The sequence below is a fragment of the Desulfitobacterium sp. PCE1 genome, assembly GCF_000384015.1.
GTDB classification, from domain to species: Bacteria; Bacillota; Desulfitobacteriia; order Desulfitobacteriales; family Desulfitobacteriaceae; genus Desulfitobacterium; species Desulfitobacterium dehalogenans.
On record NZ_KB913023.1, the window covers coordinates 3,499,066 to 3,510,399 of the forward strand.

10 protein-coding genes and 1 pseudogene are annotated in these 11,334 nt (G+C 43.8%); 4 read left to right on the top strand and 7 right to left on the bottom strand.

The annotated features are described in order from the left end of the window. Positions 1-196: 196 nt before the first annotated feature. From DESPCE1_RS0117525 to DESPCE1_RS0117535, 3 genes are all read left to right on the top strand, one after another. On the top strand, positions 197-778 hold the full coding sequence (locus DESPCE1_RS0117525) for a Crp/Fnr family transcriptional regulator (RefSeq protein WP_014795336.1): 582 nt from the start codon (positions 197-199) through the stop codon (positions 776-778). 179 nt (positions 779-957) lie between these two features. Continuing rightward, complete coding sequence (locus tag DESPCE1_RS0117530) at positions 958-1,536, top strand: TetR/AcrR family transcriptional regulator (protein ID WP_019851180.1); 579 nt, start codon at positions 958-960, stop codon at positions 1,534-1,536. A 24-nt stretch (positions 1,537-1,560) separates the two neighbouring features. Beyond that, positions 1,561-2,811: a methyl-accepting chemotaxis protein gene (locus tag DESPCE1_RS0117535; RefSeq protein WP_019851181.1), complete on the top strand. Its 1,251-nt coding sequence runs from the start codon at positions 1,561-1,563 to the stop codon at positions 2,809-2,811. 58 nt (positions 2,812-2,869) lie between these two features. Here DESPCE1_RS0117535 and DESPCE1_RS23885 read toward each other — a convergent pair. The 6 genes and pseudogenes from DESPCE1_RS23885 to DESPCE1_RS0117560 all read right to left on the bottom strand — a co-directional run. Further along, positions 2,870-3,103, bottom strand: a pseudogene (locus DESPCE1_RS23885) (GNAT family N-acetyltransferase); the annotation flags it as partial. A 24-nt stretch (positions 3,104-3,127) separates the two neighbouring features. Continuing rightward, positions 3,128-3,364: a hypothetical protein gene (locus tag DESPCE1_RS23890; protein ID WP_019851183.1), complete on the bottom strand. Its 237-nt coding sequence runs from the start codon at positions 3,362-3,364 to the stop codon at positions 3,128-3,130. 221 nt (positions 3,365-3,585) lie between these two features. Beyond that, a complete protein-coding gene (locus DESPCE1_RS0117545) occupies positions 3,586-4,770 on the bottom strand; it encodes a MalY/PatB family protein (protein ID WP_019851184.1) in 1,185 nt (394 codons plus the stop codon). A 180-nt stretch (positions 4,771-4,950) separates the two neighbouring features. Then, complete coding sequence (gene nrfD / locus DESPCE1_RS0117550; protein ID WP_019851185.1) at positions 4,951-6,096, bottom strand: NrfD/PsrC family molybdoenzyme membrane anchor subunit; 1,146 nt, start codon at positions 6,094-6,096, stop codon at positions 4,951-4,953. Positions 6,097-6,108: 12 nt separating this feature from the next. Continuing rightward, positions 6,109-6,729, bottom strand: coding sequence for a 4Fe-4S dicluster domain-containing protein (locus DESPCE1_RS0117555; RefSeq protein ID WP_014795341.1), 621 nt, complete (start codon positions 6,727-6,729; stop codon positions 6,109-6,111). Positions 6,730-6,744: 15 nt separating this feature from the next. Beyond that, entirely contained in the window at positions 6,745-9,201 is a 2,457-nt protein-coding gene (locus tag DESPCE1_RS0117560) for a molybdopterin-dependent oxidoreductase (protein ID WP_019851186.1), read from the bottom strand. Positions 9,202-9,470: 269 nt separating this feature from the next. On the opposite strand from DESPCE1_RS0117560, the gene DESPCE1_RS0117565 reads away from it, so the two are divergent. After that, a complete protein-coding gene (locus tag DESPCE1_RS0117565) occupies positions 9,471-10,049 on the top strand; it encodes a Crp/Fnr family transcriptional regulator (protein WP_014795343.1) in 579 nt (192 codons plus the stop codon). A gap of 97 nt (positions 10,050-10,146) precedes the next feature. Here the strand turns inward: DESPCE1_RS0117565 and DESPCE1_RS0117570 are convergent, their stop codons facing one another. Further along, positions 10,147-11,325, bottom strand: a complete 1,179-nt coding sequence (locus DESPCE1_RS0117570) for a M20 family metallopeptidase (RefSeq protein ID WP_019851187.1) — start codon at positions 11,323-11,325, stop codon at positions 10,147-10,149. Positions 11,326-11,334 lie beyond the last annotated feature (9 nt).

Consider the following 11,334-nt stretch of genomic DNA (forward strand, 5'->3'; position numbering starts at 1 on the left):
TGATTGATTAATTGGATTAAGGATATGTTATGATAAGTTCAAACTGGGTGCATACTACAGATTAAACATCGTCATGTAAAACGTAGATTTCACAAAGCTATTTCCAGTCCATAAGAGCTTTGCCACAGACCGTTCCTCTATTTATTCTTCGATAGCAGATTCATCTGCCTAATATTAAAGCAATGCAGGTGTTGGGATGAAAAAACAGTGTGAAGGCAATCCTTTCTGTGATGCTTTGGATTCGGGTACCCGAGCTTACCTCTGTGAAAACTCCACTTTTATTGTGCAAATGCCTCGGCAAATTCAATCTACGGATTTGGGAAATCCGCGTTTAGAGATTATCCATAAGGGAGTGCTCTTTACTTTTAATTTATTGGAAGACGGGAGCCAGGAATTTATACATCTTATCAAAAAGGGCGATGTTCTGGGCACTCGCCATTTCTTTGATCGACTGGCCATTCCCGAATATAATTTAATGACTCTCACTGAGGTGCATAAATGCAGCATTCCCATTAAGGTTGCGGAGAAGCTTTACCACGAAAACAGGGACTTTGCCCAAGCTCTGACGGAAAACCTTCTCGATATGATGAATAATCTCACTCGTTGGGTCAGTATGCGTTCCAAGAATGGCACGGAAAAGGTTCAGCAAGTTTATGAATTGCTCCAGGACTTGGATATCGATATGACTATGATTACTCAGGATGATTTGGCCCTCATCGCCGGAGTCAGCAGAATCACTGTCGCCAGAGCCATGAAGGATATCTATAAGAAAAATTGACTTTGCGCTAAGCCTGTATACAGACGGAACACTTAAAAAGTTGAATTTAAAAACGGGTGTCTGGACTTAATTTTAAGCCCCGACACCCGTTTTTTGCCGAATTGACTCACTGATAGCTTCATGGTAATATAAATTCGTACGAACGTCCGAACTAAAGTTTAATCTGAGGAGCGAAAGCTATGAATGATAAAAAAGAAATTGGTCAGTCTGAAAAAATACTCAATGCAGCAATTCAATGTATATCCACAAAGGGATATGCCAGTGTTTCCCTGCGTGATATAGCTGATGAGGCAGGTGTTGTGTTAAGTCAGGTCAATTATTACTATAAAAATAAAGAGGGCTTATTCATCGGGGTTATTAGGGTTTTAGCACAGCACTATTTGCAGGAAATAGAAGATAAATTAAAGCAGGGCAAATCAGCGGATGAGAAAACAGCATACCTGATAGAGTATTTTCAGGACGCGCTTTTAAAGAATCCGGGATTGATCAAGATGCTCTTTGATATGACCAGCATGGCCCTTTGGTCCGATACCTTTAAGGAACCCCTTCGTCAGCTTTTCGATGACTCAACGGCCTTAATTGAAGAATACATTATGAAGGATCTCTCTCAAACGAGGGATAGAGACAACTATTCGCCGTCAATATTATCCAGAATTACCCTGGGTGCTTTATTTGGCACTTCCATTCATATTATGTTGGCAAAAAATCAGAAAGATGCCGTAGGTTCATTATCTGCGATACAGGTGTTTATTAAGTAAGGAAATATGAAAGGGGATTTAAAATTGAATTACAAAAAATTGATAGGAAATTTTAAATTCATCTCATTCATTGTCAACCTCTTATTGAGCCTAAGTTTAGGGCTTATCCTTTGGAGAATTCTTGGTATTTGGTACATGATCCCTTTGCTTCTGCTGATAGGTATAGTGGGTTACGGCATCATTTCCATTTTCACAAGCTTTGCCAACAAAAAATTGTTAGTCAAATTTGAAAAACAAATCCTCCAGTTCAAAGAAGGGGATTATTCCAGCCTGGCGGAATTTAAGGATCTTGGCTTTATCGGCAAAATCTCTTCATCTTTTAATGATATTATTGAAGACATTCGGAATTTGATTCGGAGTTTTGTAGAGGTTTTTCTTTCTATCATTCAAATTTCGAAAGAAACCAGAGACAAAGCTGAAGAAGCCTTATGCTCAGTCGGACAGATTTCCGAATCCATTGAAGAAATTGCCAAGGGTGCCTCTATGCAGGCGGATGAGGTTCAGCATGGAGTAGAGAAAATGGAAAACCTCTCCCAGGAAATCGAATTATTATCGGATCGTTTCAGCGGAGTAAGCAATGATACGAAAGACATCAATGAACTGAACGGGATTGGGCTTCGGTCTGTCAGCCTTCTTCAGAAAAAATCCCTGGAAACCAATGAGGCGCTGGCACAGATTTATCAAACCATCGAGAGTCTGACGAACTCCACTAAGAATATTGAACAGCTTCTGGAGTCCGTGGAAGGTATTGCTGAACAAACCAACTTGCTGGCCTTAAATGCAGCGATTGAAGCAGCCCGAGCCGGTGAATCCGGGCGGGGGTTTGCCGTAGTGGCCGAGGAAATCAGGAAATTAGCTGAACAGAGCAAGGTGTCCACTGTAGAAATTGGCAGCTTGGTACACACCATTCAAAATCAGTCAACACTGACTATAGCTTCCATGCAGCGGGTTCAGGCCGTCTCCCAGGAACAGAATGAAGCTGTCCTACATACGAATGATGCTTTTCAAAATATAACTGAGGCAACTGAATCAATAAGTTCAAAAATTGAAATGATCCATCAAGGAATGATCTCTATTCAGAATCATCGCAATGAAGTCCTGAATGTTATTGAGAATATTTCCGCCGTTACGAAAGAGGCTGCTGCTTCAAGTGAGGAGATAGCTGCCGCAGCCAGCAGCCAGCTATCCATATTGGAGGAGATGAATGAAGTTACCCGTAAATTGGATAAAATTACCCAAGAGCTTGATGTTAAACTGAAGAAATATAAACTATAGTGCGAACCTGTCCCAAATACGAATGCGCCTTCGTATTTGGGACAGACCTGTTTGGGGTTTAAATATAGTCTTTCTCAAATCCCTGTTTGTAGTAAGCGGCAGCTTTATCATATTGAAAACCGCACGAAGTCAGCGCCTTACAGGAGGCCGGATTATCTTCATCTGGCTTCACGATGATCTCTTTTGCCTGTGTATTTGCGTGAATATGCTCCATTAGCAAATTGATCACGCGTTTCCCGTATCCTTTCCGAAGATAGGCTTCTTCGCCAATCAAATAATCGATGCTGTATGTTTGATTAGGGTTGCTGACAGAATATCACTCTTCTCCCGCTTTATAGCAGTCATAATATTGGCAGAAGCCAATTGACCTGCTGCCATCCATCACAATAAAATGATTGATAAAAGCGAAGGAACCGTTTCTTTGCTCAATCTCATCAATCCATGCTGCCGGATCTTCGTACCAGCGCAGAATATATGGTTTATTCAGCCATTTTTCCAGTAAAGCAATGTCCCCGTCTTCTATCGGACGCAAATACAATGGTTGTTCACACATTTTTAAGCCCCCCTTTAAATATAAAAAGGTATCAATGCAACATCTGTTGAGTATTTCATATTCCGAATTAACTCACTGCCTAATCTTTGTTCTTCTCTGGCCACTGGTATACCCTATAAATAACAGTGTATTTAAAAATAGCAGTGTCACCCCATTGAAAGCACAATTATTTCTTAATATATAAGCCAGAGGCCGAAGCCTCTGGCTCATGTCTTTTTGATTTAAAGGGCGTCTTTGATCTGTTCAAGGGCTTTGGCCAATATGGAACGGTGACAGGCAAAATTGAAACGCAGGAAACCGGCTCCCTCTTCTCCGAACCAACGGCCTAAGTCCACAGCAACCTTAGCTTTTTCAATAATGAAGGCATCGATCTCATCAGCAGACATGCCTGTGCCACGGAAGTCAAACCAGACCAGATAGGTCCCCTGGGGTTTAATGATCCGAACTCCGTTCAGATGCTTATCCACATAATCCAAAGCATAATCAATATTACTCTCCACATGAGCAAGGAACTCTCTCCGATACCCTTCCCCATAATTGTAGGCAGCTTCTAAGGCAATACCAGCGAAAGCATTCAAGCCATTCACTTGATTAAGGTCCAATTGCCTGAGGTATTTTTTGCGTATCTCCTTATTGGGGAGAATGATGGCTGAGGCTTGCAGGCCCGCCAGATTAAATGTTTTGCTCGGGGAATAGGCTGTAATCACATTCTGATTAATATGAGGATTCAGCATGCCCAGGGGAATATGCTTGTTATCTTTTAAAACAAGATCAGAGTGGATCTCATCGGAGAATATTATAACTCCGTACTCAAGGCATAGTTCGCCTATTTTGGTCAGATCCTCTACAGACCAAACTCTGCCCACGGGATTGTGAGGATTACAGAGGATAAATATCTTGGTATTAGGATCTTTAAGCTTCATCTCCAAATCTTCAAAATCAATTTCATATTGGCCGGTTTCTTCATTTAAACGCAAAGGGTTTTCTATGGTTTTCCGTTTATTTAACTCTATGGTTTGCTTGAAGGGATAATAGACCGGCGGTTGGATCAAAACTCCCTCTCCTTCATCGGTCAAAGCTTGAATGGCGTAGGTAACTGCCGGAACGATCCCAGCCGTAGGGACAATCCACTCCGGCATAAGCTGCCAGCCATGGCGCTTGTAAATCCAATTTATTACGGCATTATCGAAGGACGCTCCCTTGGCTTTCGGATAACCAAAGATGCCAAATTGGGCTTTCGTTACGATGGCGTCAATCACTTCTTGAGGAACTCGAAAATCCGTATCAGCAACCCACATTGGGATACAGCCCTTGGCATCCAGGCCAGGAAAACGATTCTCAAAACCGTCCCATTTGAGGCTTTCAGTTCCGGAGCGATTGATGTATTCATCAAAGTTGTAGGCCATATGCATAACTCCTTTAATTACATACAGAAAGCCCGACCCACCCATCCTTACCTATACATCCCAGAGCGGCGAAGTCCTTGGTTGCCCCTGTGCACCTTTAGCTTTCTCTTAAATTCCAAAAGAATAAAAAATAGTATTTATATATGAATTCTATACTTTTATCCAAAGAATTTCAAGAGCTTACAGCTTTAATTTACTTAATCCCAAATTCATGAGCAGAGCCCCTAAGGAAACAATACCTAATGACAATCCGATTTCGATCAAACTGGGAACATAAGGTCCTGATGTTCCCCCATAAACCGGCGGTCCGGCATAAGTTAGCAGAGGATTGAACAATTGGGCTTGTAACAGGTTGGATTTGATCAGATAGATAGCGATTAAGGCAATGACTGCACCCGCAACGATACCGCCTGCCTTCCCTGCATCACCTTGCTTGGCCAAAAGCAGGATGGCAGCCGCCAAAGCCACTAACTCTAGCCAGAAACCTATGGCTCCCTTGCCGAAAACCAGCCAGCTGAAGGCGGCATACTCTTCTCCACCGCCAGGGTAGAGACCAATGAGAGCCTCCCCTACCACAATGATAAGTTCGATACACAAAAGCACTGCAGCTGCTTTACCCATTTTGCCCAATAAGTTCACCGGCATTTGCAAATAACCGCTTCTATTTAAGAGAGTGGCTAAGATCATCAGTACCGATAGCGCCGCCACTAAAGCTGCAGCAAGAAAAGATAAGGGTTGAACCGGGGTGTTCCATAAAGGGCGAGCGATTTGGAAGCAGAAGACAAAAGAGGTTACCGTGACCAGAATCCCTGCGGCGAAGGCGATCCAAGCGATGAACTTAACTCCGGCTTCCTCTTTCTTGCCTTCCTTAACTTGAATGAGCTGACGAGTGAAGATTATTGAAATCACCATATAGGAAGCCAGCATGAGAAAGTCCCAAAACATGGGGGAAGTGAGGTTCCCGCTGGTGACAAAGAGCCAGGCCCGCTCTGGATTTCCGATGTCCACGACGATAAAGAGGGATGCGGCGACGATACTGGACACCGCCCCCAGGTATGAAGCAATTGGGGTATACGGCTTAAACTCATCCAGTTTAAACAGATAAGGCACAGCAGCAAAGAGCAGACTTCCCGCCGCAACTCCCGTGAAGATCATGAAGCCAACGATATAAAGACCCCACATAGTGTTTACGCCCAGGTTAGTCATCTGCAATCCTTTGGTAAGCTGGAGTCCCCAGCATACGCCCCCCAGGGCAGCTAAGGCAGCGAAAATAATATTCCATCGATTTATTGAAGTCGATTTCTTGGTATTGGTTACAAGTGCCATATTCGCACCCCCTTAAGTTAAATAGTAAATATTGGGCTTGGTACCCTTTTCTTCGAGCAAGTGGAAATAACTGCGACCTTGGAGCGCTTTGCTTACTTCACTTTCCGGATCATCAAGGTCCCCAAAGTAGCGGGCTCGACCGATGCATAGCTCCATGCAGGCCGGTCTTTTCCCTTCAGCCAGTCGATGAACACAGAAGGTGCATTTGGATACGGTATTGTATTGATGGGGGGTGATGTTGGCATCCCCTATCGCAAAGTCCACGTAATAGTCCGGCTTTTTCCAGTTAAATTGACGAACGCCGCTATAAGGGCAAGCCACCATACAGTAACGGCAGCCAATGCATTTATCATAGTCTTGAATGACCAGTCCATCTTCTTTCCGTTTATAGGTAGCACCAACTGGGCAGGCTTTCACACAGGCCGGGTTGTCACAGTGCTGGCAATTCACCGGCAGATATTCCAGGGTATTATTGGGAAAGGTACCGGCTGCCGTATCCATAGCCTCCCCACCCACGGTGAGGATCCGGTTCCACCAAATTTCGTTGGGCAGATTGTTGGCCATTTTACATGCTACGGAACAGGTATGACAGCCTACGCAGCGTTTTAAATCGATTGCCATGGCATAACGCATTATCTCATTCCTCCTCTATAACTTTTCAATGGCAACTAAGACGTCAAAGAAGGCACTGTTGGCACAGACTTTATTGACCACCCGAGAGCTTAAGTCAGCAAAATGTCCTTCGATGAATTGATCTTTTTCCCAGCCCTTTGGTGCTGTCAGGACCCCTTTGGGCAACCCATCATTGATTGCCGCTTTCATAACGACATAGCCCCGGTCATTATAGATCTTAACTATATCATTGGTCCTAATGCCATAGTGTGCGGCATCTTCCGAATTAATTTTAAGGATAGGCTCAGGATCAAGTTCCAGCAATACGGGTACATCCCACCATTGGGTATGGGTGCGGAAACGGACATGATCAGAAATCATCGTAAAGGGATATTTTTTAACCAATGGGTTCTCATGCCATACTTCATTAGGCGGCTCCCAATAGGGTAAGCGTTCTTTTTCTATATCCCATTCCTGGCCATAGTTCATATTTGGGGCAGGACTTTCCACATAGAACTGGGCACGGCCCGTGGGAGTGCCAAACACGCCGTTTTCACCATTAATATACATTTCACCAGGCAGGCACTTAAGAATTTTCTTTTCCTTAAGGTTCTTCAGAGTAATTCCTAATCTTCTGGCTTCATCGTTATTAAGCCACAAATCCAGGTATTCCATCTCAGTCATATTAAACTGCTCTCCATACCCCAGCTTTTGTGCAATAAGTTTGTTGATTTCGAAATCCGATTTACATTCATATAAAGGATCAATAGCCTTTTCCTGAAAGATCACATAAGGGTGAGTGCTGTAGTTGCAAAATGCTTCCTCTTGCTCAAACCAATGGGACACAGGCAATAAGATATCTGCATACTGAGCAGTTTCATTCATGTTCATATCTGCCACAGCGATGAACTCCATTTTATTGAGCCAATCCAAGGTGTATTTTCTCTCAGCACTGTTAGAAACTACATTGGCATTGGTAATATAGATGCCTTTCACATTAACATCCTTGTTACCATACTTATGCTCATTCATTACAAAATCCATTTGCGTGGCTGACATAGTCAGGGATGGACCTGTGGCACCGGCGGGAAAAAGAGTACCTGCCAGATTGGTAAAATTAATCCCCAAGGTTTCGCCCATGCCGCAGGCAGCTCCGGATTTACCCAAATTTCCTGTAATCATGGCAAGCGCGTAAATATCAAAGATGCTATAGTGACCGTTGACATAGTGATCAATACCGAAATATTGATAAATTGTTGAAGGCTTGTTGGTGGCGTAAATTTTAGTGATTTCTTCAATTTGGTTGACGGAAATATTACAGATCTCTGCGGCTTTCTCAGGAGGGTATTCCGCAACACGCTGAAGAAGCAAAGTATAGGCCGTATCGACTTTATAACCATTGATCTCAAAGGAGCCTTCAATAACCGGATCGGTAATCTCTTGAGGAAGTCCCACCTTTCCATCGGCACTACGCACAACAATAGCGTCCGTTTGCCCTTCAGCGAGCGGGCCTAAATCGCTAAGGCGCAAATATTGACCATCAGCTTCTTTAACCAGGAAAGGAGCTACAGTGGAAGCTTTCAAAAAGGGGACATCAATCCAGTTTTCTCTTATCACGATATTCATCATACCCAAAGCCAATGCTCCGTCTGTGCCAGGGCGCACCGGGACGAACTTATCCGCCTTGGAGGCAGTAATATTGTAGATCGGATCAATAACGATGAACGTCGTTCCGTTTTCCTTGGCTTCCATCAAAAAATGGGCACTTTGCTGCTGTGAAATGACCGGGTTAGCACCCCAGCAAAGGATGGTTTTAGCATTCTTAAGGTCGGCCAGTTCATTAAGGGTGAAGTTCGGTCCCCACCCAAGGGCGTTACCCGCACTATGGCCATGGGCAGCATCGACAGTCATAGAGATATTGGATGCACCCGTAACATTAAGCAAGCGATTGGTGGTACACCCCATCCCTTGACCGCTCAAAACTCCGTAATTTCCTGAGCCCCAGTAAATCGCAAAAGCTTCTTTACCATACTCTTCTTGATACTCTTTCCACTTATTCGCTATAGTCGTGATCGCTTCATCCCATGTAATACGCTCCCATTGACCGGCACCTCGTTCACCGACCCGCTTCATGGGATATTTCAAGCGGTCCTTATGATAGATTCTTTGGAGATGGGTCAACCCTTTAACGCAGATCCGATTGTAATCCGGATTGGGCATTTCCCGCATTGAGGTCCGTACAACCTTCCCATTACGTACGTGAATATTTAAAAAGCAGCCCCCGGCACAGTTGCCCCGACAAGCTCCACTGAAGATTCTCTCCTCACTGCTTTCAGTGGTGCTAACCTTCTCTCCTTCAGCCAAGGCTGTCATAGCGGGTCCCCAAGGGCTTCCTGCCACCGCTCCTACAGTTACAGCAGTAGCTGCAGAAGCCTTAACAAAAGTACGGCGTGACAGTTTCGGATTCAGTCTGGAATTTTCCTTTGTGTCCATGTGCTTACCCCCTTATTTATTAAAGCGCAGAATACTTTGTATTTAAACTTTTTATCACGAATGCATTTTGATTGTAACAGGTCCGTGCTTCTGACTTCTATCTCATTTGATACCAGATACATATCAAATGATACAATGTCCTATCTCATTTGATACAAAACGAGCAAATACCTTATGATATAATAGCTTAAAGTAATTTTTTTCACATAAATGAATCTAACTTCCTCAAGCTGAGTCAATGTACTTTAATCCTTAACAAGGAGCTCATCATGAAAGAATGCATAAATAACCCCTTCTGTCAATCCTTGGATCTCAAAACCCGGGAGCGCCTATGTGCTCATGCTACAATCACCTATCAGAAGGCCAAACAAATTCAAGTGGTTAATCCTGAGAATGCCAATCTTGAGATTATTGTCAAAGGAGTTCTCTTTACCTTTACTATTTCGGAAGACGGTTCTCAAGAAGGCATACAATTAGTCAAAAAAGGAGAGATCTTAGGTACTCATCTCTTATTTGAAAGGCTTCAATTTCCAGTAACTCATACTCTTTCGCTGACGGATGTCATACGATGCAATTTTCCTATTCATTTCATTGAGAAACTTTTTAACGAAAACCGGGAATTCGCCCAAGCTTTGATGAAGAATCTTACTTTGGACCATACCAACAATCTTTCCCACTGGGCATTTCTTCGCTCTAAAAGCGGGCCGGAGAAAGTCGCCTTTATCTATAAGTCCCTTCAGAAATTAGATGTGGACATGAATCTCATCACCCAAGAAGATTTGGCACTCATTACAGGGGTCAGCCGGATTACTGTAGCCCGGGCTATGAAAGATATCTACAAAAAGTGACACAGAAACAATTATCATTGTCCTGTGTCACTTTGCTTTCAGTACACTCTATTTTCGGCTTGCTTCCTTTATATTTATATCAACTTTATCCCTTATCTTACTTACTCATAAATTTAAGAGCAGTGCAGCTGAGCAAGGCTGCCCCTATAGGCAAAGCCTGCTCAGCTAAATTAAATTTCGGGTGGTGAAGGGGGTAGTTCTGCTGCCCTGGAAAGCCAACACCCAAATACACGTACGCAGAGGGCACTAGCTGGCTGAAAGAAGCAAAATCATCACCTAATAAAACCGGAGGGACAGCTATCGTATTCTCTTTTCCGACGATTTCTTCACTGGCTTCCTTGATGAGCTCGATCATTCCTTTATCGTTTATCAACGTCTTGACTTCTGCACGGAACTCCAGCGTAAAAGTGGCTCCATGAGCTGTCGTAATCGAACGAAGCATATTTTCCATGGTCTTGGCTGTCTTGTCCATCAATTCATCCCCAAAACAGCGAACACTCCCTTCCATGCGTACTCTCTCAGGGATAATATTGGACTTCTGACCCCCATGTATGGATCCAATAGTTAACACAAAAGGTTCAATGGGATCCACTCTTGCTGAGGAAATGGTCTGCAGAGCTTGTATGCACTCTGCGGCTATAAGGATAGGATTGACGGAGTGGTGAGGCATAGCCCCATGGCCGCCTTTACCGATAATTTCGATATCAAAGAAGGCCACCGAGGCAAAGAAGGGCCCTTCTTTGTATCCAATCTGACCCGTGGTCAGCCCAGGATACACATGAAGGGATATTGCCGCATCGACTTGAGGAGCTTCCATCACTCCTTCATGGATCATCACATCTGCTCCTCCGTTGGGAGATTCTTCACTGGGCTGAAAAATCAACTTGATATTGCCCATAAACGAGTTTCTCATGCTTGAAAGGATCTCTGCGGCTCCCAAAACAACGGCTACATGGGCATCATGACCGCAGGCATGCATAACTCCTTTAGTCATAGAGCAGAACTCATGACCTGTTTCCTCTTCTATGGGCAAGGCATCCATATCCGCGCGAATGGCTAAGGTCTTTCCTGGTTGTCCTCCTTTAAGAAGTCCCACAACTCCGGTTTTCGCTACATTTTCAGTCACTTCACAACCAAATGATCGGAGTTTTTCCGCAATGTATCGTGCTGTTTTATATTCCTGTAAGGCCAATTCCGGATACCTATGAAGCTCTCTTCGTGTGGCTATAAGAGTATTTTCTAGGGATTGCGCCGCCTTTATCATTGTTTCGATCAAGATCCCTTC

Bases quoted from the DNA above. Each gene is read 5' to 3' on its own strand.
- DESPCE1_RS0117525 (WP_014795336.1), top strand. From the start codon at position 197: ATGAAAAAACAGTGTGAAGGCAATCCTTTCTGTGATGCTTTGGATTCG.
- DESPCE1_RS0117530 (WP_019851180.1), top strand. From the start codon at position 958: ATGAATGATAAAAAAGAAATTGGTCAGTCTGAAAAAATACTCAATGCA.
- DESPCE1_RS23890 (WP_019851183.1), bottom strand. From the start codon at position 3,364: ATGTGTGAACAACCATTGTATTTGCGTCCGATAGAAGACGGGGACATT.
- DESPCE1_RS0117545 (WP_019851184.1), bottom strand. From the start codon at position 4,770: ATGGCCTACAACTTTGATGAATACATCAATCGCTCCGGAACTGAAAGC.
- nrfD (WP_019851185.1), bottom strand. From the start codon at position 6,096: ATGGCACTTGTAACCAATACCAAGAAATCGACTTCAATAAATCGATGG.
- DESPCE1_RS0117555 (WP_014795341.1), bottom strand. From the start codon at position 6,729: ATGCGTTATGCCATGGCAATCGATTTAAAACGCTGCGTAGGCTGTCAT.
- DESPCE1_RS0117560 (WP_019851186.1), bottom strand. From the start codon at position 9,201: ATGGACACAAAGGAAAATTCCAGACTGAATCCGAAACTGTCACGCCGT.
- DESPCE1_RS0117565 (WP_014795343.1), top strand. From the start codon at position 9,471: ATGAAAGAATGCATAAATAACCCCTTCTGTCAATCCTTGGATCTCAAA.